A 22,122-nucleotide genomic window follows, 5' to 3' on the forward strand; every position below is an offset into this window, starting at 1 on the left:
AGTCAACTACTCCTTATCAGTGGTCGTGGCGGCGACAGCCTCGGGCGCCTCGGCGGTCTCGGCATCCTCGGCCTCGACGTCGGCGTCAACGCCGGCGAGCGCAGCCAGGTCGTCGAGAGCAGAGGTCTCCTCGGCGGTCACAGGGGCGGAGGCGTCCTCGTCGGCATCGTGCATGGGCTCGATGTCCAGTGCGAGGGAGCGGATCTCCTTGACGAGAACCTTGAAGGACTCGGGGATTCCCGGGACCGGAACATTCTCGCCCTTGACGATGGACTCGTAGGTCTTGACGCGGCCCACGGTATCGTCGGACTTGACGGTCAGGATCTCCTGCAGGACGTTGGAAGCACCGTATGCGTACAGTGCCCAAACTTCCATCTCGCCGAAGCGCTGGCCGCCGAACTGGGCCTTGCCGCCCAGAGGCTGCTGGGTAACCAGGCTGTAAGGGCCGGTCGAACGGGCGTGGATCTTGTCGTCGACCATGTGGCCGAGCTTGAGGATGTAGGACGTACCCACGGTAATGGGCTCGCGGAACTCCTCACCGGTGCGGCCGTCGAACAGACGGGTCTTGCCGCGCTCGTCAAGCTGGGTGACGAACTCGGGGCGCATGTGATCGCCAAAGGCAGCGGTGGCCTTGTTGAGCATGTTCTTGTTGGCACGACGGATGACCTCGGCGATCTCGTCCTCCTTGGCGCCGTCGAAGACGGGCGTGGCGGTGAAGAACGGACCGGGGACGTACTTGTCGGAGTCGGCCTGCTCGGTATCCCAACCGCAGGCAGCAGCCCAGCCAAGGTGGCACTCGAGCAGCTGGCCGACGTTCATACGCGAAGGAACGCCCAGCGGGTTGAGAATAACGTCGATCGGGGTACCGTCAGCCATGTAGGGCATGTCCTCGACCGGCAGAACGTTACAGATAACACCCTTGTTGCCGTGGCGGCCGGCGATCTTATCGCCCTGCTGGATCTTACGACGCTGGGCGACGTAGACGCGCACCTGCTCGTTGACGCCGGGGGCCAGGTCGTCGCCGTTCTCGCGGCTAAAGCGGACGACGTCGATGACGCGGCCGTAAGCGCCGTGAGGCATCTTAAGGGAGGTGTCGCGGACATCGTGCGCCTTGGCACCGAAGATGGCGCGCAGCAGGCGCTCCTCGGCGGTCAGAGCGCTCTCGCCCTTAGGCGTGACCTTACCGACCAGGATGTCGCCAGGGCCGACCTCGGCGCCGATACGGATGATGCCGTCCTCGTCGAGGTTGGCAAGCATGTCCTCGGATAGGTTCGGGATCTCGCGGGTGATCTCCTCGGGGCCGAGCTTGGTGTCGCGGGCGTCGATCTCGTGACGGGTGATGTTGATGGTCGTCAGCAGGTCCTCGGCCACCAGGCGCTCGGACACGACGATACCGTCCTCGTAGTTAAAGCCTTCCCACGGCATGTAGGCCACGGTGAGGTTCTGGCCCAGTGCGAGCTCGCCGTGATCGGTCGAAGGACCGTCAGCCAGAGGCTCGCCCTGCTCAACGGTGTCACCGACGCGCACGAGCGGACGGTGGTTGATGCAGGTGGACTGGTTGGAGCGCTGATACTTGGCCAGGTGATACTCGTCCATGCCGCCGGCATGCTTGACGATAATCTTGGCGGCGTCGGCAAAGATGACCTCGCCGGCGTTCTTGGCCAGGGTGACCTCGCCGGAGTCCAGAGCGGCGCGACGCTCCATGCCGGTACCGACATAGGGAGCGGCGGGGTGAACCAGCGGCACGGCCTGACGCTGCATGTTAGCGCCCATGAGCGTACGCTTGGCGTCGTCGTGCTCAAGGAACGGGATCAGCGTGGCTGCGACGGAGAGCATCTGACGCGGCGAGACGTCCATGTAGTCGACGTCCTCGACGGGCACGTCGGCGGGAGCGCCGAAGGAGCCGTCGAAGTCGCGGGTACGGGCGATCACGGTGTGCGGACGGACGATCTTGCCCTCGGCATCGGTCGTGATGAACTCGTTGGTCTTGGGATCGAGCGGCGTGTTGGCCGGCGCGATGACGTGCTTCTCTTCCTCGTCAGCGGTCATCCAGTCGATCTGGTCGGTGGCAACGCCGTTCTCGACGCGACGGAACGGGGCCTCGATGAAGCCATACTCGTTGACGCGGGCGTAGAGGGCGAGCGAGCCGATCAGGCCGATGTTGGGGCCTTCGGGGGTCTCGATCGGGCACATGCGGCTGTAGTGCGAATTGTGAACGTCGCGGACGGCCGTCGGCACGTTGGTGCGGCGGCTGGAGCCGGACTTGTGGCCGGCAAGACCACCAGGGCCAAGTGCGGACAGACGGCGCTTGTGGGTCAGACCGGTCAGGGGGTTCGCCTGGTCCATGAACTGCGAGAGCTGCGAGGAACCGAAGAACTCCTTGATGGAAGCCACGATCGGGCGGATGTTGATGAGCGACTGCGGGGTAATCTCGTCGATGTCCTGGGAGCTCATGCGCTCACGGACGACGCGCTCCATACGGCTCATGCCGATACGGAACTGGTTGGCGACGAGCTCGCCGACGGTACGGATGCGGCGGTTGCCAAAGTGGTCGATGTCGTCGACCTTGAAGCCCTGCTCGCCGGCAGCGAGGGACAGGAGGTAGCGCAGCGTCGCGACGATATCCTCGTCAGTGAGCACCGTGACCTCTTCCTCGGTGGTGAGGTTGAGCTTCTTGTTGACCTTGTAACGACCGACGCGGGCCAGGTCGTAGCGCTGCGGGTTGAAGAGCAGACCCTCGAGCAGGCTGCGGGAAGCGTCCACGGTGGGAGGCTCGCCCGGGCGCAGGCGACGGTAGATCTCGATGAGGGCGTCCTCGCGAGTGAGGGCGGTGTCGCGCTCCAGGGTGCGCTTGATCACATCGGAGTTGCCGAGCAGCTCGATGATGTCGTCGTTGGTGACGGCGATGCCAAGAGCGCGCAGGAACATCGTGGCGCTCTGCTTACGCTTACGGTCGATGGAGACCATGAGCTGGTCGCGCTTGTCAACCTCAAACTCAAGCCAGGCACCGCGGGACGGGATGATCTGGGCCTTGTAGATCTGCTTGCCCGAATCCATCTCGGAGCTGTAGTACACGCCCGGGGAGCGGACGAGCTGCGAGACGACGATACGCTCGGTACCGTTGATGATGAAGGTGCCCTGATCGGTCATCATGGGGAAGTCGCCCATGAAGACGAGCTGCTCCTTGATCTCGCCGGTCTCCTTGTTGGTGAGACGGACGTCGGTCAGAAGCGGGGCCTGATAGGTCATGTCCTTCTCGCGGCACTCCTCGACGGTGTGCGCGGGGTCGCCGAACTGATGCTCGCCGAAGGTAACCTCGAGAACATGGTTCTGGCTCTGGATGGGGCTGGATTCCTTGAACGCCTCACGAAGGCCCTCGTCCTTAAAACGCTCAAAGGATTCCCTTTGAACAGAGATAAGGTTGGGGAGCTCCATGGCCTCCGGGATTTTCCCGAAGCTGACGCGCTTGCGCTCAGTGGCAGTGTATGCGTAGGTCACCAGGTTTTTCCTCCTTCACGGAAATGCTCGGTGGGTTGGCGAGGCATAGCTTCGCCAGTTATCGCAACCTAATAGTTTATCAGGTACCGACCGTTGAGCAAGAAAAGCCTTGACGCGATTGAGTTTTTGGAGTAGCAAAGTTTTTCGACAGAAAATGTGCAGGTAGATATATGCGTATCGAACACCTGTTCATATATTTTCTGTGAACAGAGAGCCGGCGATCGCAGCTCGCATAAAAAACGGGTGCAGACCAAAGTCCGCACCCGTAAATGTCGATGCCCGAAGGCTTACTTACGCATCAAGCCGCCACGCTCGTCGATGGCGTCCCAGAAGGCGCTGGCAAAGCGAGGATCGCTTGCGGCCATGAGGGCGTTGGTGGCCATCCAGCCAGACGGGGTGCCGGTGTCGTAGCCCGAGAGCGGGTCGATGACGACAGCGTACATGGCCTCACGATCGAGCGAGCGGGCCATGGCGTCGGTAAGCTGGATCTCGCCGCCCTTACCGGCCTGCTGATCGGCGAGCAGGTCCATGACCAGCGGGCTCAGCAGGTAACGACCGACGATGTACAGGTTGGACGGAGCCGCCTCGGGAGCAGGCTTCTCGACCAGACCGCCGATGCGCCAGACAGCGCCCGGCTCGGCATCGGCAACGCCCTCGGCGCCCTCGAGCGAACCGACGCGCTCGCCGGCGATAACGCCATAGCGGCTGACTTCCTCGGGCGAGCAAGCAGCGACGGCGATAACCGAAGCGCCACCGTGCTCCTTGGAAACGGCGAGCATCTTGTCGCAGATGTCGCGGTTAGGCACAACGTAGTCGCCCAGAAGAACCAGGAAGTTCTCCCCTGCCACGGCGTCGGCAGCAGAGCGGATAGCATGGCCGAGGCCCTTGGGCTCGTACTGATAACGGAAGTCGACCGGCATACCGCCAGCATGGGCGACGGCATCGGCATAGGCATTCTTGCCGCGCTCGCGCAGCAGGTTCTCGAGCGAGCGATCGGGCTGGAAGTAGCTCAGCAGCTCGGGCTTACCGGGAGAGGTAACGATGATGGCGTCGTCGACCTCCTCGGGGTCGAGTGCCTCCTCAACGACATACTGAATGACCGGCTTGTCGAGCACCGGCAACATCTCTTTGGGCGTGCACTTAGTGCCAGGCAGAAAACGCGTGCCAAGACCGGCGGCGGGGATGATTGCCTTCATGTTATTCAAGGATCCTTTCACAGGCGCAGAATGCGCCCTATGCGTGCGGCACGGCGGCCGCAGACCAAATTGCGATACCGAAGTATCTTACCGCCGGAGACATACGTCACCGTAAGGCAAGCGCAATTCTTCAGCAGGTCAACGCAAATTATTGCTCGAATGGTGCAATTTTACGCCCCAGCGGTAACGGGATTGGCACGGCGAAGACAACGGTGTTCTGCGTGCCGAGCAATGGGAATGAGAGGCCAAAACAAAAAAGACGGGGCTCGCATAGCGAGTCCCGTCTGCAAAGAAATCTGGCGAGAGAGCCTGATTACTTGAGGGTGACAGCAGCGCCAGCAGCCTCGAGCTTCTCCTTGGCAGCCTCGGCGTCCTCCTTCTTGGCACCCTCGAGAACAGCCTTGGGAGCGCCCTCGACGACCTCCTTGGCCTCCTTCAGGCCAAGGTTGGTGAGCTCACGGACGGCCTTGATGACCTGGATCTTGTTGTCGCCGAAGCCCTCGAGCACGACGTCAAACTCGGTCTTCTCCTCGGCCTCAGCAGCGCCAGCAGCAGGAGCGGCGACAACAGCGGCAGGAGCAGCGGCAGAAACGCCGAAGGTGTCCTCGATAGCCTTGACGAGCTCGGAAGCCTCGAGAAGGGTCATTTCCTTAAGAGCATCGATGATCTCATCGGTGGTAAGCTTAGCCATTTCTAAGTCCTTTCGGTTTCCGTGTCTGTGCACGGAGATCAGTTAAAACACGGCGCGAATGCGCCAGGGGTGCGGCGTTGCCGCCGCGGGTGAAAACAGCGACTAGGCTGCCTTCTGCTCGGAGACCTGCTGGATCGAACGAGCGAGACCAGAGGAAACGCCGTTGACGCAGACAGCGATGTCGCGAGCGAAACCGGAGATGAGACCGGCGATCTGGCCGAGAAGCTGATCCTTGGTGGGCAGCTCGGCGATAGCCTTAACATCATCAGCGGAAACGGCCTTGCCGTCGGAGATACCGCCCTTGATCTCAAGGACGCCCTTGGACTTAGCAGAGAAGTCCTTAAGGGCCTTAGCGGCCTCGACCGGCTCGGTCTCGTAGAACACATAAGCGACGGGGCCGGCGAGGATCTCGTCGAGCTCGGGCTGCTCCTGGTTCTTGAGAGCGATCTTGACCAGGTTGTTCTTGTAGACCTTCATCTCGGCGCCGCACTCGCGAAGCTGATGACGCAGCTCCTGAGCCTGCTTAACCGTCAGACCGTTGTAGTTGACGACGAACAGACCGGCGTTCTCGGCGATACGGGACTCGATCTCTGCAACCTTGTCGATTTTGTACTGCTGGGGCATGAATTACACCTCCTCGAATTCTTTCCGGGCACGGTCCGCCACAAGGACGTGACGGGGGCATGTCCAAAAAGAAAGCCCCCGCGCTGCATGAGCGACGGGGGCGAGAAGACATATCTACTCGACCACCTCGGCTGGCGGGATATCCCATTAAGCTCGCGGGCGATGCCCGTTTGCACCGGCTGTCTCTGGCAGCGGATTCGTGCGTGAACCGAAAGTATTATGGCGGGGACCCCGGCGTCGGTCAACGGGCTCGAGGATTCGTCCACAAACCCTGCATACGCTCCGGCCCGAGGGGACGGGTCGAGATTTTCGCTCGGTCAAGTCCTGACTCGCACGAAGGCCACATTAAGTGGCCTTCGGCTCGTGCGGAATCTACGAAAATCTCGACCCGTCCCCTCGGGCCGGAGCTGCGGTAACTTTGCGGCGAATCCTCGTGTCCGTTGAGCGGCGCGCCCCACTCATGATGCTTGGGTCGGTGGGCTGATGGGTTGGATCCCTCTGGGCTATAGAGTTGAAACGAAGGTTGACAGGCGGTGGAGGCCTTCGTCCAGGTTTTCGTCGGAGACGCAGTAGCTTAGGCGGATGTGGCCTTCGGTGCCGAAGCAGTCGCCCGGGACTAGAGCTACGTTGGCCTCTTTGATGGCTTTGATGCAGAAGGCTTCGCTTGTTAGGCCGAATTGCTTAATGCTGGGGAAGGCGTAGAAGGCGCCTGCTGGTTCTACTACGTCGAGGCCCATGGCGTCTAAGGCTGCGAGCACGCGTTCGCGGCGGGCTCGGTAGACTTTGAGCATGGGGGCTGGGTCGACGGTGAGGGCTCGAGCTGCGGCGTCCATTTCGAAGGAGACGGCACTCGATACTAGGTATTGGTGAGCTTTTGCAATCTCGGCGATGACGGGGGCTGCCGCTGCGAGCCAACCCAAGCGCCAGCCGGTCATGGCCCATGGCTTGGAGAAGCTCTCGATGACGACCGTCTGCTCGCGTAGCTCCGGGTGGCGTTGGGCAAAGCGCTCGTAGCCGTCCACATAGACGAGGCGGTTGTATACGTCGTCGCAGACCACGTAGATGCCCGACTGCTCCGCTACGCGCGCCACGGCGTCGAGCGATGCCGCGTTGAGAATGCAGCCCGTGGGATTGTTGGGCGAGCAGATAACGATGGCCTTGGTCGCCGGGGTCACACAGGCGCGAAGCGCTTCCTCGTCAATCTGAAATTGCGCAGGCTCCGTATCCAAAAAGACCGCTTTGGCGTGATTGGCTACGACGATGCTCTCGTACAGGCCAAAGGCCGGCGTGGGGATAATAACCTCGTCGCCGGGGTTGAGCATAGCCATGAATGTTGCCGACAGGGCCTCGGTCGCGCCGTCGGTCAGGATGACCTCGTCGGCCGAAAACGTAAGGCCCGCGTCCCCCATGTAAGCAGACAGCGCCTCGCGCAGGACAGGGCGACCGTTGTTGGGCGGATAGTGCGTGTCGCCGCGGCCCAGCGCGGCGGTCACCTCGGCGCTAATCACATCGGGCGTGGGAAAATCAGGCTCGCCGAGCGCAAGCGCGATGCATCCCGGATGCTGAGCGGCGAGCGCGTTGATTCGGCGGATGCCGGAGGGCTTGAGCGTGGCAAGCGAGGTATTCATGGGCAGGCGCATGGCGTTCCTTTCGTAAGGGTTGCACTAGGATAGCGCGGCGGGGCGCCGCCGGACGGTGTAACCTAAACGGAAACCAACCGGAAAGGAAGCGGCATGGAGACGATCGCGCGCGGCGATGTACCAAAAACGTTGCAGACCATTGCGTATATCAGCATTCCCAATAGCGCCGATCTTGAGTTTTTGCTCTGGGACCTGCAGGATGCCATCGCCGCCTATGCACAGCTTTCCGGCACTGTACTCCCCCGACCGGTCGACTTGAAGGCGGATGATGACGATGCTGCCGCCGATGGCCTCGTGCTCGCCGTTGATGATGCATTTGATGACGGGGCGATGATCACTGTCGAGCAGATGCTCGATCGCCTTGGGAATGCAGAGACACGCGTCTATGTCGTCGTGCAGGTTGCCCACAGAAGCACCGAGGGGGCGCACATGCCCGTCAAGCGCCTGCGGGAAGCTTGCGAGCTCCGTAAACTAACGTGGTGTGGCGGCGTTGCCATCTGCGCCGGCAGCGGCATCGCAGCGCTTCGCCACTCCCCGCGCATGGGCCTCTTGCGCCGACCGTTTTCCGAAGCCATGGACAAGCTCGTGGGTGCGGTGCGTATGGGTTGCTCGGTTGAGCATGCGCAGCGACTCGGCGGCGGCAGTGCCGAGGACATCGACACCAATGGCATGGTTTGCGCCGAGCCAGCCGTGCCCGCGCCGATCTGGCGAGGCGTTCTGAAACACCTCGGCGCCCGCACTCAATCAATAATCTAAATTAATAAGCTGCCCAGTCAACGGCTTCACTCCAACGCTCGACAAGCCGCTCCAAACGCCACGCCGCGTTGGCAGGACTCGTCGACGGCAGCACGATGGCAGGTAGCCCCGTCCGCTCTTGTAGATAGCGTTTGTAGAGCCGCCCGGCCGCGCCGCCGTTGCAGATAACGACCTCAATCGGCGTGACATCGGTAATGCGCTCGATATGTGCCGGCACAACGTTGCGAATGCTCGCGTCGCTCGAGCCCTTAATGTCGCAACTCTCGATCACATCCCACAGGGCCACGCCGCCGTTCAGCAGCATGGATCGCTTGGCAGCAATGGAGGCATCGAGCGTCGCGGGCTCACCGCTTGCCAAAGGATCGCCCTCGTTGGGTGGCACGAGCACACCGAGGCACGCGGCCATCACGCGCCAAAAGCGATTCTGGGGATTGCCGTAATAAAAGGCATTGGTACGCGAAAGCACTGAGGGAAACGACCCCAACACCAAGATGCGCGAGTGCTGGTCGAACACGGGCTCGAACCCGTGCTCAATATGTTGATAGCCCTCGTCAGGCGTTGCCATGACCTAGGCCCTCGACAGATAGCGCACCTCGTAGGGCGCAAGCTCAAGAGTACCCGTCAGCTCAACCGTGGGCGCGCCGTCGGCAAGCAGGTCAACAAAGGACCCGTTGAGCTCGCCAGCGCCAAAGGTGTAAGGCTCGTCCACGGCATTCACCGCCACGAGTACCGTCGCGCCGTCGCAGGCGCGCTCGAACAGCAGCTGCTTGTTCTGGATCACCACGTTGCGATAGGCACCGTAGTTGAGAGCACGGGCCGCCGCGTCGTCGGCCGAGCGAAGGTGCGTGAGCTGCGTGACGAACGCCGTCAGCTCGTTGGGCGCAGGCTCATCGAGCGCAGGTCGCAGCGCCCAGTCACCATCGGGGCCGCCCTTTTCGCCGGCAATCCCCCACTCGCTGCCATAGTAGACACACGGAATGCCCGGCATGCCAAAGAGCATGCCATAGGCGGGACGCAGGCACGACTTGTCGGTGAGGATGCTCGCCAGGCGCGGCACGTCGTGGTTGTCGACAAACGACAGCAGGTGTTTGCCGCGGTAGATGCACCACGGATCGCCGCCAAACTGGCGATGCAGCGAATGCGCGATCTCGAACATGTTGACCGAGTTAAAGCTGGAGTACAGGCCCTTGTAGCACTCGTAGTTGGTGCAGGAGTCGAGCATCTCGTCGTTGACGATCTGGTTGTAGTCGCCGTGGAGCGTCTCGCCGATCAGCACAAAGTCGGGCTTGAGCTCACGGGTAAAGGAGTGTAGCCGGCGCATGAAGTCGCGATCGAGCATATAGGCGACGTCCAGGCGCAGGCCGTCAACGCCAAAGACGTCGGCCCAGCGGCGCACGGACTCGAGCAGGTAATCGACCACAGCGGGATTTTGCAGGTTGAGCTTCACAAGCTCAAAATGGCCTTCCCAGCCCTCGTACCAAAAGCCGTCGCCATAGCAGGAGTCGCCGTCAAAGCTAATGTGAAACCAGTCCTTGTAGGGCGAGTCCCACTTGCACTCCTGAACATCGCGGAAGGCCCAAAAACCGCGACCGACATGGTTGAAGACGGCATCAAGCACCACACGGATGCCATGGGCATGCAGTGTCTCGCACACGGCGGCAAAGTCGGCATCCCCACCCAGGCGACGGTCGATATGGCGCAGGCTGCGCGTGTCGTAACCGTGACTGTCGGATTCGAGCGGCGGGTTAATGAGCACAGCACCGATGCCGAGTTCCTGCAGGTAGCCGGCCCATTGGGCGATTTTCATAATGGGAGCATCGGGGTTAGGCGCGGCGTTGGCAGCCTGGGCGAGTTCATCCTCGGCAACGGGCGCGGCGTTTTCGCGCGGAGCTCCGCAAAAGCCCAGCGGATAGACCTGATAGAACGTCGTCTCGTATGCCCACATAGCAGCCTCCCGGTAAGCTCAACACAACGCCATCCATTGTATGCCTGCCGTGCATCCCCTCCCCTAAAATAAGTTGCGGTGAAATAGGGACTGTTGAGACCAATAAACCGGGCAAACAGTCTCTATTCCACCGCAACTGATGAGGGAACGTGATTAGGCGACGGGCTTTGCGCGGCGTATGGCCGGGAACAGCACCGTAATGGCGAGGATGACACCCACGACGGTAATCGCCCCGCCCGCGAAGCCAATCCAGGAGATACCGGGACCCGAAACCACGGCGCCGCCGATCGCGGTGCCCGTGCCGATGCCGAGGTTAAACAGGCCCGAGAAGATCGACATGGCGACGGCCGACGAATCCGCCGGCGTGTACTTGATGAGCTCGGCCTGAAACGCCACGTTAAAGGCCGTGGAGCAGCAGCCCCATAGCGCGCAAACAGCGAGAACGGCGACGAGCGACGGTGCAACCGGACCCATGAGCAGCAGAGCCACCGGCACGCCGGAGAGTGTGATAGCCAAGAACGGAAAGCGATGGCCATCGAACAGTCGGCCGAACAGCCAACTTCCGAGCAGACCGGAGCAGCCAAACGCCGTCAGCGTCATGGTGATGGCGCTTGCGTCGACATGGGCGACCTGCGCCAGGAAGGGCTCGATATAGCTGTAACCCGCGTAGTAGCCGGTCGCCATAAAGACCGTGACCGCGTAGAGCGCGATGAGGAACGGGTTCTTGAGCAGCTCGGGCAGCTGTTTGACGGTAAAGCGCTCGCCCGCCGGCATGACCGGGAACACCGCTGCCTGGTACACCACCGCGACGGCAGAAAAAGCTCCGACCACGGCAAACGTCATACGCCAGCCCACGGCCAGGCCGATGGCGCGGCCGAGGGGCAGGCCGAAGATCTGCGCGATGGACGAGCCCGTGGCGATCATGCTGATGGCGAGCGCCCCATGACGCGTATCGACCAGGCGCGAGGCTATGATCGAAGCGACCGACCAGAACACGGCGTGCGAGCAGGCGACCACCAGGCGCGCGCAGACCAAAATAGGATAGGTCGGCGCCACGGCCGACAGAAACTGCCCGAGCGAGAACACGGCGAGCACGCCCAGCAGCATCCGCTTGAACTCGAAGCGCGAGGCAAACACCATAAGCGGCAACGACAGCAACATGACGCCCCAGGCGTAGACCGAGATCATGATGCCTGCCTGGGCCTCGGTGAGCGAGAACGACGCGGCGATATCGGTCAGAAGGCCGATGGGCATGAACTCCGACGTGTTGAACACGAACGAACAGCAGGCAAGCCCGATAAGCGGGAGCCACTGCTTGAGCGAGATGCCATCTTGTCTTGCCTGAGTCATGTAGGAACCCCCTCCGATTGTCTTGAGCGATGGGCGATTATATAGCAACGGCCCCGCATCCGTCAGCAACAGATGCGGGGCCGTAATCAACTCAATACACAGAGGTTGCGCCATCAATAAATAACTAAGCCAGCCCCAGCAATATGCCCGCCGAATGCACGACAAACGCCACGATCCAGGCGACCGTCACCTGAAACGCGAACACGGCCACGGCATAGCGCGCGCCCAACTCGCTCTTGACGGCGCCGATTGCCGCTACGCAGGGCGGGTACAGCAGCGTAAAGACCAGGAACACGTAGGCGGTAAACGGCGAAAACATGGTCGACAGCGCCGCGGGCGACGTTGCGCCCAAAAGCACCGTGAGCGTCGAGATGACGCTCTCCTTGGCAATGAGTCCGGTGACGAGCGCCGTCGACGCACGCCAGTCGCCAAAACCGAGTGGGGCCAACACCGGCGCGATGATGCTACCCAGACCGGCAAGCAGACTCTGCGACTGATCGGCGACCACATTAAAGCGGATATCGAACGTCTGGAGGAACCAGATGACCACGGTGGCGGCAAAGATAATGGTAAAGGCCTTGGTAATAAAGTCCTTGGCCTTATCCCATGCCAGCATCACCGTCGTCTTGACGCTCGGCAGGCGGTAATTGGGAAGCTCCATGATAAACGGCACCGGGTCGCCCTTAAATGCCGTGCGGTTGAGCACCAGGGCGGCAATGCAGCCGACCACGATACCAATCAGATAGAGCGAGACCATGGCGGGAACTGTCGCCTGCGGGAAGAATGCCCCGCACAGCAGACCGTAGACCGGCAACTTGGCCGAACAGCTCATGAACGGCGTGAGCATGACCGTCATCTTGCGGTCGTGCTCGGATGGGAGCGTACGGGTCGACATGATAGCCGGCACGGTGCAGCCAAAACCGACGAGCATGGGCACGAAGCTGCGGCCCGACAGGCCAAAGCGACGCAGTACCTTATCCATGACAAAGGCAACGCGCGCCATGTAGCCCGAGTCTTCCAGAATGGAGAGGAACAAGAAGAGCACGACGATAATCGGCAGGAAGGTCAGCACGCTGCCCACGCCCGTAAGCACGCCGTCGACAGCCAGCGAGCGCACTACGTCGTTGGTGCCGAACGCCTTGAGACCCGCATCGGCCGAGGCGATGATGGCAGCGATGCCGTCCTCCATGAGTCCCTGCAACGCCGCGCCGATCACGCCAAACGTCAGCCAAAAGACGAGGCCCATGATCACCAGGAACGCCGGAATGGCTGTGTAACGACCCGTCAGGATGCGGTCAATCTTGACGGAGCGCACGTGCTCGCGGCTCTCGTGCGGCTTTACGACGCAGCGCCCGCACACGTCGCCGATAAAGCCGAAGCGCATGTCGGCCAGCGCAGATAGACGGTCGGTGCCGGCCTCGCCCTCCATCTGGGTAATGATGTGCTCGATGGCGTCAAGCTCGTTGCGATCCAGATGAAGTGCCTCGGTCACCAGCTCGTCGCCCTCAACCAGCTTGGTCGCCGCAAAACGCACGGGAATGTGCGCCGTCGCGGCATGGTCCTCGATCAGGTTGGCAATGCCGTGGATGCAGCGATGCAGTGCACCGCCGTCTGGACCATCGGGCGCACAGAAGTCCAGGCGACCGGGGCGCTCACGGAACCGCGCCACGTGCAAGGCATGATCCACCAGCTCGCCGATACCCTCGTTGCGGGCAGCGCTAATGGGGACAACGGGCACGCCCAACAGGCTCTCGAGCAGGTTGACGTCCACGGCGCCGCCGTTGGCCGTCACCTCGTCCATCATGTTGAGCGCGATGACCATGGGGCGGTCGAGCTCCATAAGCTGCAGCGTCAGGTACAGGTTGCGTTCGATATTAGTAGCGTCGATGATGTCAATGATGGCGTCGGGGTTTTCGTCCAGGATAAATTGGCGACTGACGATCTCTTCGCCCGTGTACGGAGACAGCGAATAGATGCCGGGCAGGTCGGTAACGCTTGCCTCGGGATGGTTACGGATGGTGCCGTCCTTGCGGTCGACCGTCACGCCGGGAAAGTTACCAACGTGCTGGTTGGAGCCCGTAAGCTGGTTGAACAGCGTGGTCTTACCGCAGTTTTGGTTGCCGGCGAGGGCAAAATGCAGCGGTGCGCCCTCGGGCACGGCCGTTTTTGCCGCACGAGGCGAATACGTCCCTTCGCCCAGGGCCGGGTGATCCGTCGTGCCGATTGCGGCGTTAACGCGCGGGCCGGTATCGGTGTCGTGCACATCCACGAGCTCAATGCGTGCGGCATCGTCCTTGCGCAGCGTCAACTCGTAGCCGCGCAGGCGAATCTCGAGCGGATCGCCCATGGGGGCATACTTCATCATGGTAACTTCGGTGCCCGGAGTTAGGCCCATGTCCAAAATATGCTGTCGGAGTGCCTGATCGTCCGATGCCACCGATGCGACAACGGCGTCCTTTCCAATCTCGAGTGTATCGAGCTTCACGCGCTCATCCTTTCGTTAGACGCGGTTAACCGTTTACCGGGGCTAACCAACTCGTAACGACAAATGATAGCGCTCTGAACTATTTTATAAAGTCAAATACCGATGTTTACCTGCGCAAACTTTATGCGGTGCGCCCCGAAGGCTCTTTGCGCATACCGCTCAGCGAGATCGAAATGGGACCCGACCGCGCGGTAGCAGTGAGTCGATCACCCTCAACCGACCCCGTGCATGTAAAGGGCGCCTTGCCCATCAAGACGTGGGAGATAGTACCCGAGAGCTCAAAGAAATCGCACTCAGCGCGGGCACCCGAGAGAGCGATATTGAGACCCCTGACGTTTAGTACTGCCCTGAGCGCGCCGTTCACCCCATGTGAAAACGTCACCTCGCCGCGCTTGCTCCCCACCGGCGTCTGGGCCAAAACCACATACGTACCCTCAAGCATGGCTCCTCCTCTAAGCAGACTTTTTGAAACGGGCAAGTAGTCTACTTTTACATATGGCGCTCCAGGAAACGGAAGGCCAGGCGGATCCAAGGACGGACTGCCACCTGCTTGTCCTCGTTGTCGACCGCGGTGTTGGCGTTGCCGAGCGAAAGGCCGTGACCGCCCTGGTCAAAGACGTGCATCTCGCAAGCGACGCCCTCCTCGGCCATGCGCTGCGCAAACGGATAGACCTGTGCGATCGGCGCTGTCTTGTCGTCGGACACGCCCCACACAAAGGTCGGCGGCATCTGGCGCGAAACATGCGTGGTAGGGCAAATGTCGGTCAGGTGCTCATCGGTCGCCTCGCCGCCCGTCACCATCGACAGATAGTCGTTGAGCAAATCGCGCCCTGTCTTGCCACCCGTCTTGGGCACGCGCAGGTCGATGCGCGGGTCACGCGTCTGCATATCGCGCACATAGGCAAGGTCGAGCAACGGATAGCCCAGCACCACGGCGTCGGGACGAATGTCGTCCGGACGCGCCCCGGCAAGTGCCGCGAAGGGGCCGGTCTTCCACTGCGTTGCCAGCGAGGCGCAAATCATGCCGCCAGCAGAAAAGCCCACGACGCACACGCGCTTGGGATCGACATGCCACTCGTCGGCATTCGCACGCACCGTGGCGACCATCTTGGCAAGATCTGCCTGGGGGTGCGGAAAGCTCACGTCACCCGTAGAACTTGTGACATAGTTGAGCACAAAGGCCTGGTAACCGTGATCCAAAAACGCAAACGCCACGGGATCCTGCTCATGCGGAGCGATATGCGTAAACGCACCTCCGCCGCAGATAATCACGGCAGGGCGGCGGCCATTCGGTTTATCGGGCAGCGGTTCGGCACCCAAATACGTAAACGTCGCCGGATATTCCTCGGTCGGCTCCTCGCCCCACAGCGCATGGTTCTCGACAATCATATGTGCTCCCTTCGCGCAAATTAAGCGCCATTGTTTTTCGCCTTCAAGCGTACCCCACTTGAACCCGTGACGCAGAAACACGCCAGCAATAAGTTTCCCCTCAACTGATATATCACATAATCCCAGCTCAGAGGTATCGCTGAGCAGCGTAGAATAGGGGGTGTTGACCAAGCCGCGAAACAGATATGAAACGTTTCCGGCAAACCAAACGCGCGATACGCGCCTATTTAAGTTGGAGGCAACTATGGGTCTGCTCGATTCGCTTAAGTCCACCTTCACCTCGACCGGCGAGGCGTCCGTTCCGCCCGCAGCAAGCTTCGCCACCCGCGAAGGCGTCATCTATGCCCCCGTCAACGGCGTGCTCGTCAGCCTGGACGAGGTTCCCGACGAGACGATCGCCTCGGGCATGCTTGGCCAGGGCTATGGCATCGAGCCCATTACCGGCACCATCTATGCGCCCGCCAACGGCCGCATCGGCGCCACCACTGTCACCAACCACTCCATCGGCATGATTACCGAGGACGGTCTGCGCGTATTCATCCATGTTGGCCTGGGCACCGTGGAAATGAACGGCAAGGGTTTTGCCCGCTTTGTCGAGATGGGCGATGTGGTCAAGGCCGGCCAGCCGCTCATCAGCTTCGATCGCGAGGCCATCAAGGCCGCCGGCCACGAGGACATCGTGACCGTCATCGTCTCCGAGCTCGATCGTCTTAAGAGCATCGACCATGTCGGCGAGTCTGGAACGCTTATCGGCGGCAACCCGCTCGTCAAGCTTGGCGACCCGCTGCTGGTTGCCAAGACCAAGTAGCCAGGCCCCGCGCCACACAGCCAAAAGGCACCTCGTCAAGCGCCCGCGACCATTTGGCCGCGGGCGCTTTTCGTTTGAAAAACCATCCCGCCAATGCCCTATCTGTATAGCCCAAATGAGCCGAGCTGCTAGAATATCGAACTGTATGGATAACTATCATTCAACCGTTATGGGAGGATACGTGAACCGCACCAAAATCGCGCAGCTCTATGCCGATGCCGAGTCGCTCGGCGGCCAGACCGTCACCGTCGCCGGCTGGGTCAAGTCCATCCGCGACATGAAGAACTTTGGCTTTGTTACGCTCAACGACGGCAGCTGCTTCCGCGACCTGCAGGTCGTCATGAACCGCGAGGCACTCGACAACTACGACGAGATCGCCCATCAAAACGTCTCGGCCGCACTCATTTGCACCGGCACCGTCAAGCTGACCCCCGATGCGCCCCAGCCTTTCGAGCTTTCTGCCACCTCCATCGAGGTCGAGGGCGCGAGCGCCCCGGATTACCCGCTGCAGAAGAAGCGCGCAACCGTCGAGTTCCTGCGCACCCAGCAGCACCTGCGCCCGCGCACCAACCTGTTCCGTGCCGTGTTCCGCATCCGTTCTGTCGCGGCTGCCGCCATCCACCGCTTCTTCCAGGAGCAGGGCTTTGTCTACGTCAACACCCCTATCATCACCACGAGTGATTGCGAGGGCGCCGGCGAGATGTTCCGCGTGACCACGCTCGACCCCAAAAATCCGCCCCTCACCGAATCCGGCGAGGTTGACTGGAGCCAGGACTTCTTTGGAAAGCACGCGAGCCTTACCGTATCCGGTCAGCTCAACGCCGAGAACTTCGCCATGGCCTTTGGCGACGTGTACACCTTTGGCCCCACCTTCCGCGCCGAAAACTCCAACACCACGCGCCACGCCGCCGAGTTTTGGATGATCGAGCCCGAGATGGCCTTTGCCGATCTGAACGACTACATGGACAACGCCGAGGCCATGCTCAAGTACGTCCTTAAGGACGTCATGGCAACCTGCCCCGACGAGCTCAATATGCTCAACAAGTTTGTGGACAAGGGCCTGCTCGAGCGCCTGGACCACGTGGCAAACTCCGACTTTGCCCGCGTCACCTATGCCGAGGCCGTCGAAATCCTGGAGCAGGCCGTCGCCGCCGGTCACAAGTTTGACTATCCCGTGAGCTGGGGCATCGACCTGCAGACCGAGCACGAGCGCTTCCTGACCGAGGAGCACTTTAAGCGACCGACTTTTGTGACCGACTACCCGGCTGAGATCAAGGCGTTCTACATGCGCATGAACGAGGACGGCAAGACCGTCGCCGCCGCCGACTGTCTGGTGCCGGGCATCGGCGAGATTATCGGCGGCTCCCAGCGCGAGGAGCGCCTGGATCTGCTCGAGGCCCGCATCAAGGACCTAGGCATGAATCCCGAGCAGTACAAGTACTACCTTGACCTGCGCCGCTACGGTTCCTGCAAGCACGCCGGCTACGGTCTGGGCTTCGAGCGCTTGGTCATGTATCTGACCGGTGTGGGCAACATCCGCGACGTCCTGCCGCACCCGCGCACCGTGGGCAACGCCGACTTCTAATCGTCGGACGCTAGCTCGCGTCGCCACACGCCAACGCTCATCGCACAAGCGTCTCTCGACATCGGTCGAGAGACGCTTTTTTCAACAGCATCCGTCAAGCTTTTGGCAAGTTTTTGGTCAGTTGAGCAGGGCTGTTGAAAACTCGAACCGCCGTTTGCCGACGGCCACCGACCGCCCAGAGTGCTCTGCGCCCCTGGGAAAGCCCCGCGTCCTAGGCTCCATACCGTCGCCACCCAAAACGGAAAGGACGTGGGCGCCATGACCGAAACCGCTGTTGAAACTTACGAGACCACGACGAGGGGCGCCGCCTCGATGGCAGCCTATCGCGCCGTTCGCATCCTGCAACTATTAAGCGAAAACACCGGCGAGGACAAGGCCATGCTTTCCGATGAGTTGATCCGGCGCCTCGCCCATCCCGACGACCCCGCCCGCATGCCCATCTCGGCGGCGCGGCGCAGCATCTACACCGCCATCTCCGCACTTCGCCATGCCGGATACGAAATTGAGTACAAGCGCGGCGTGGGCTATCGACTCTTGACCCGTCCGCTCACCGACGAAGAGATCATCCGGCTCCACGGCATGGTCATGCGCAACCGCTCCACGCCCATCGCCATTCGAAAGAGCATGGCGCAGCACCTGGTCGCCATGGCGAGTGCCGACGTTCGCGGCTACCTCGATGCACCCGAGCCTGCTCCAAGCGCAGGCGACAAATCCACCAAGGCCACACGCACGCCCGTCAAGCGCATCGATGCCTGCGAGCTCATCGAGCAGGCCATCGACCACGGAACCACGGTGAGTTTTGATATTTCGAGTGTCACGGCACGCGGAGAGGTCGAAGTGGCACGGATGACACTCCGGCCCTTTGCCATCAAGCAACGAGACGGCATCTCGTATTTGCTGGGAACGGTCTATGACGCGCGAGGCGCCGATGACACGTTGCGTACCGTAGAGATCGGCCGAATGAGAAACGTCACCACACGTCTCCTCGACGGCAAGAAGTTCTTCGCCGCCCTGGCCGAGGACGATGCCTCCTCCGCCGCATAAGACCCTCCGCCGCCCATTCGACTACCCGTATCGCCCATCCGATTCTGTATTAAAAAACCCGCCAGGCTGTTGTAAAAATGGACATCAGCGCTACTATAGTTCCACTTGCACTTTGTCCCAGTGCAGTGTTTCCAGCCATTTTTATACTGGGGGTAATGATATGAAGGACATCACCATCAGCCGCAGGAGCCTTCTGGTCTCCGCCGGTCTGCTCGCGCTCGCCCCGCTCGCCGGATGCGGCGGCAACTCTGGTTCCGGCTCTGCTGCCGCCGGTTCCGACTACACCATCGGCGTTCTGCAACTCACCGAGCACTCCGCACTCGATGCCGCCAACGACGGCTTTGTCAAGGCCATCAAGGAGAGCGGCCTTAAGGTCAAGATCGACCAGAAGAACGCCCAGAACGACCAGTCCACGTGTAAGTCCATCGCCGACAAGTTCGTGGGCGATGGCGTCGACCTGATCTATGCCATCGCTACGCCCGCCGCGCAGGCTGCCGCCGGCGCCACCGCTGATATCCCCATCGTTGGCTGCGCCATCACTGACTACGCCGCTTCCGGCCTGGTCCAGGACAACGACAAGCCCGGCACCAACGTCACCGGCGCCTCCGACCTCACCCCGGTCGCCGAGCAGCTCGAGATGATGCAGAAGGTCCTGCCCGACGTTAAGAAGGTCGGCCTGCTCTACTGCACCGCCGAGTCCAACTCCGACGTCCAAATCAAGGCCGCCAAGAAGGAGCTCAACAAGCTGGGCCTCGAGTACACCGACTTCACCGTCTCGAGCTCCAACGAGATTCAGTCCGTCGTCGAGTCCGCCGTGGGCAAGGTCGACGCACTCTACTCCCCCACTGACAACACCATCGCCGCGGGTGCTTCGCAGGTCGGCCAGATCTGCAAGGAGAACAAGCTCCCCTTCGTGACTGGCGAGGAGGGTATGTGCATGGCCGGCGGCCTGTTCACCCTCTCCATCAACTATAAGGACCTGGGCTACGCCGCGGGCGAGATGGCCGTTAAGATCCTGAAGGGCGAGGCCAAGCCCGAGGATATGCCGATCAAGCACCTCTCGAGCAAGGACCTGGTCGTCGTCAAGAACGACGAGATGGCCGAGGCTCTGGGTACCGACCTTTCCGCTCTGGACGAGTAGCGCCATGCGCGGGAACGCGTCTAGGGCCCGCACGCGCGTCACAGCCGCGTTATTCAATATCTGAGTCCTTGGGGCGAACGCTAAAGACCGGCGTTCGCCCTGCTTGTTTCGGATGAGACAAAACATCCGTCCGCCGCTCTTTTATGCATTGGTACAGCTATTATGGAAAATCACGTGTCCACCCTATCCTAGGAGGTATGAAGCATGCTCATTGCATTGCAGGGCGCCGTTTCGCAGGGCGTCCTCTGGGGCATCATGGTGCTTGGCGTGTTTATCACGTTCCGTCTGCTCGACATCCCCGATATGACCTGCGACGGCAGCTTTGCCCTCGGCGGCTGTGTCTGCGCCGTGCTCATCGTCAACAATAACGTTGACCCCTTGCTCGCCGTGCTGGCCGGCATGTGCGCCGGCGCCATCGCGGGCGCCGTCACGGGCATCTTGACCACCGTCTTTGAGATTCCCGCAATCCTCGCCGGAATCCTCACCCAGATCAGCCTGTGGTCCATCAACCTACGCATCATGGGCAAGTCCAATACGCCCATCCTTGCCAAGGGCACCATCTTCTCATCCGTCAGCCACATGACGGGCCTGCCGCAGTCCACTGTTGCCATTATCCTGGGCATTGTGCTGGCCGCGGCCATCGTCGCCATCCTGTACTGGTTCTTTGGCACCGAGATCGGCTCGGCGCTGCGTGCCACCGGCAACAACGAATACATGATCCGCGCCCTGGGCGTCAACACCAACTCCACCAAGATGATCGCCCTCGTGCTCTCCAACGCCCTCATTGGCCTTTCGGGTGCGCTCATCTGCCAGAGCCAGAAGTACGCTGACATTGGCATGGGCACCGGCGCCATCGTTATCGGTCTTGCCGCCATCGTCATCGGCGAAGTGCTCGGTCGCCTGCTGCCCGGCGGTCTGACGCAGTTTAGCGTCCGTCTTGCCTCTGCCGTCTTTGGCTCCGTGGTGTACTTCCTCATCCGCGCCATCGTGCTGCAGCTGGGCATGGACGCCAACGACATGAAGCTGCTCTCCGCCGTGATCGTTGCCGTGGCCCTGTGCGTGCCCGTGGTTTGGGAGCGCTACAAGCTCCGCAGCTCCTACACGAAGGGAGATGAGGCAGATGCTTAAGCTCTCGCACGTCAAGAAGACCTTTAACAAGGGCACCGTCACCGAGAAGCGCGCACTCACCGGCGTCGACCTTACCCTGAATGATGGCGACTTTGTAACCGTGATTGGCGGCAACGGCGCCGGCAAGTCCACGCTGCTCAATATGATCGCCGGCGTGTATCCGCTTGATTCGGGTGTTATTGAGCTCGACGGCACCGACATCTCGCGTCTGAGCGAGTCGCAGCGCGCCAAGTACCTGGGCCGTGTGTTCCAGGACCCCATGCGCGGCACCGCAGCCGACATGCAAATTGCCGAAAACCTGGCCCTCGCCAAGCGCCGCGGCCATCGTCGCGGTCTTTCGTGGGGCGTCACCAAGGCCGAGAAGGACGAGTACGTTGAGCTGCTCAAGCGCCTGGACCTCGGTCTGGACACGCGCCTCAACGCCAAGGTCGGCCTGCTCTCGGGCGGCCAGCGCCAGGCACTCACCCTGCTGATGGCCACGCTCACCAAGCCGCGCCTGCTGCTGCTCGACGAGCACACGGCGGCCCTCGACCCCAAGACGGCCTCTAAGGTGCTCAACCTGACCGAGGAGATTGTCGACGAAAACCATCTGACCACGCTCATGGTTACGCACAACATGAATGACGCTATCCGTCTGGGCAACCGTCTGATCATGATGCACGAGGGCCATGTGATCTACGACGTGGCCGGCGACGAGAAGAAGTCGCTCACCGTAGCCGACCTGCTGCAGAAGTTCGAGGAGGTCTCGGGCGGCGAGCTCGCCAACGACCGCATGCTACTAAGCTAACGACTTAGAAAACCACCACAAAGGGAACAGGCACCTTTGTGGTGGTTTTTGTTAA

General features: G+C 61.4%; 18 protein-coding genes. 7 read left to right on the plus strand and 11 right to left on the minus strand.

What is annotated here, in order from left to right; translation table 11 throughout:
• Positions 1-6: 6 nt before the first annotated feature.
• The 5 genes from rpoB to PMW70_RS03300 all read right to left on the minus strand — a co-directional run bounded on the left by rpoB (position 7) and on the right by PMW70_RS03300 (position 7,649).
• A complete protein-coding gene (rpoB, locus tag PMW70_RS03280; RefSeq protein WP_199408987.1) occupies positions 7-3,498 on the minus strand; it encodes a DNA-directed RNA polymerase subunit beta in 3,492 nt (1,163 codons plus the stop codon).
• A 287-nt stretch (positions 3,499-3,785) separates the two neighbouring features.
• Complete coding sequence (locus PMW70_RS03285; RefSeq protein WP_089572499.1) at positions 3,786-4,694, minus strand: UTP--glucose-1-phosphate uridylyltransferase; 909 nt, start codon at positions 4,692-4,694, stop codon at positions 3,786-3,788.
• Between the two features lie 313 nt (positions 4,695-5,007).
• On the minus strand, positions 5,008-5,385 hold the full coding sequence (gene rplL / locus PMW70_RS03290; protein ID WP_006235005.1) for a 50S ribosomal protein L7/L12: 378 nt from the start codon (positions 5,383-5,385) through the stop codon (positions 5,008-5,010).
• 102 nt (positions 5,386-5,487) lie between these two features.
• The gene (rplJ, locus tag PMW70_RS03295) at positions 5,488-6,009 is read right to left on the minus strand and encodes a 50S ribosomal protein L10 (protein WP_089572500.1); all 522 of its coding nucleotides are present in this window, start codon (positions 6,007-6,009) and stop codon (positions 5,488-5,490) included.
• Positions 6,010-6,512: 503 nt separating this feature from the next.
• Positions 6,513-7,649: a pyridoxal phosphate-dependent aminotransferase gene (locus tag PMW70_RS03300; protein ID WP_271743863.1), complete on the minus strand. Its 1,137-nt coding sequence runs from the start codon at positions 7,647-7,649 to the stop codon at positions 6,513-6,515.
• A gap of 93 nt (positions 7,650-7,742) precedes the next feature.
• Between PMW70_RS03300 and PMW70_RS03305 the strand changes: the two genes are divergently transcribed.
• Positions 7,743-8,405: a hypothetical protein gene (locus PMW70_RS03305; protein ID WP_271743864.1), complete on the plus strand. Its 663-nt coding sequence runs from the start codon at positions 7,743-7,745 to the stop codon at positions 8,403-8,405.
• Between the two features lies 1 nt (position 8,406).
• Here the strand turns inward: PMW70_RS03305 and PMW70_RS03310 are convergent, their stop codons facing one another.
• From PMW70_RS03310 to PMW70_RS03335, 6 genes are all read right to left on the minus strand, one after another.
• On the minus strand, positions 8,407-8,970 hold the full coding sequence (locus PMW70_RS03310) for a uracil-DNA glycosylase family protein (protein ID WP_117629239.1): 564 nt from the start codon (positions 8,968-8,970) through the stop codon (positions 8,407-8,409).
• 3 nt (positions 8,971-8,973) lie between these two features.
• A complete protein-coding gene (locus PMW70_RS03315) occupies positions 8,974-10,350 on the minus strand; it encodes an alpha-amylase family glycosyl hydrolase (protein ID WP_271743865.1) in 1,377 nt (458 codons plus the stop codon).
• A gap of 153 nt (positions 10,351-10,503) precedes the next feature.
• Positions 10,504-11,700, minus strand: a complete 1,197-nt coding sequence (locus PMW70_RS03320) for an MFS transporter (RefSeq protein ID WP_271743866.1) — start codon at positions 11,698-11,700, stop codon at positions 10,504-10,506.
• Between the two features lie 124 nt (positions 11,701-11,824).
• The gene (gene feoB / locus PMW70_RS03325) at positions 11,825-14,185 is read right to left on the minus strand and encodes a ferrous iron transport protein B (protein WP_271743867.1); all 2,361 of its coding nucleotides are present in this window, start codon (positions 14,183-14,185) and stop codon (positions 11,825-11,827) included.
• A gap of 121 nt (positions 14,186-14,306) precedes the next feature.
• Positions 14,307-14,627: a hypothetical protein gene (locus PMW70_RS03330; protein ID WP_271743868.1), complete on the minus strand. Its 321-nt coding sequence runs from the start codon at positions 14,625-14,627 to the stop codon at positions 14,307-14,309.
• A gap of 47 nt (positions 14,628-14,674) precedes the next feature.
• Entirely contained in the window at positions 14,675-15,574 is a 900-nt protein-coding gene (locus tag PMW70_RS03335) for an alpha/beta hydrolase (RefSeq protein WP_161156091.1), read from the minus strand.
• A gap of 244 nt (positions 15,575-15,818) precedes the next feature.
• On the opposite strand from PMW70_RS03335, the gene PMW70_RS03340 reads away from it, so the two are divergent.
• The 6 genes from PMW70_RS03340 (at position 15,819) to PMW70_RS03365 (ending at position 22,067) form a co-directional block, all read left to right on the plus strand.
• Entirely contained in the window at positions 15,819-16,382 is a 564-nt protein-coding gene (locus PMW70_RS03340; RefSeq protein WP_118266321.1) for a PTS sugar transporter subunit IIA, read from the plus strand.
• A 181-nt stretch (positions 16,383-16,563) separates the two neighbouring features.
• Positions 16,564-17,967: an asparagine--tRNA ligase gene (gene asnS, locus PMW70_RS03345; protein WP_271743869.1), complete on the plus strand. Its 1,404-nt coding sequence runs from the start codon at positions 16,564-16,566 to the stop codon at positions 17,965-17,967.
• 258 nt (positions 17,968-18,225) lie between these two features.
• Positions 18,226-19,011 (plus strand): hypothetical protein, encoded by a 786-nt coding sequence (locus tag PMW70_RS03350; protein WP_271743870.1) that lies wholly within the window; start codon positions 18,226-18,228, stop codon positions 19,009-19,011.
• 160 nt (positions 19,012-19,171) lie between these two features.
• Positions 19,172-20,152: an ABC transporter substrate-binding protein gene (locus tag PMW70_RS03355; protein ID WP_271743871.1), complete on the plus strand. Its 981-nt coding sequence runs from the start codon at positions 19,172-19,174 to the stop codon at positions 20,150-20,152.
• A gap of 204 nt (positions 20,153-20,356) precedes the next feature.
• Positions 20,357-21,280, plus strand: coding sequence for an ABC transporter permease (locus tag PMW70_RS03360; protein WP_271743872.1), 924 nt, complete (start codon positions 20,357-20,359; stop codon positions 21,278-21,280).
• Positions 21,273-22,067 carry an ABC transporter ATP-binding protein gene (locus PMW70_RS03365; RefSeq protein ID WP_271743873.1) on the plus strand — a complete coding sequence of 265 codons (795 nt, stop codon included), beginning with the start codon at positions 21,273-21,275 and terminating at the stop codon, positions 22,065-22,067. The genes PMW70_RS03360 and PMW70_RS03365 overlap by 8 nt, the downstream gene beginning before the upstream one ends.
• Positions 22,068-22,122 lie beyond the last annotated feature (55 nt).

The sequence above is a fragment of the Collinsella aerofaciens genome, from assembly GCF_028209625.1.
In the GTDB taxonomy this organism is placed as follows: domain Bacteria; phylum Actinomycetota; class Coriobacteriia; order Coriobacteriales; family Coriobacteriaceae; genus Collinsella; species Collinsella aerofaciens_AM.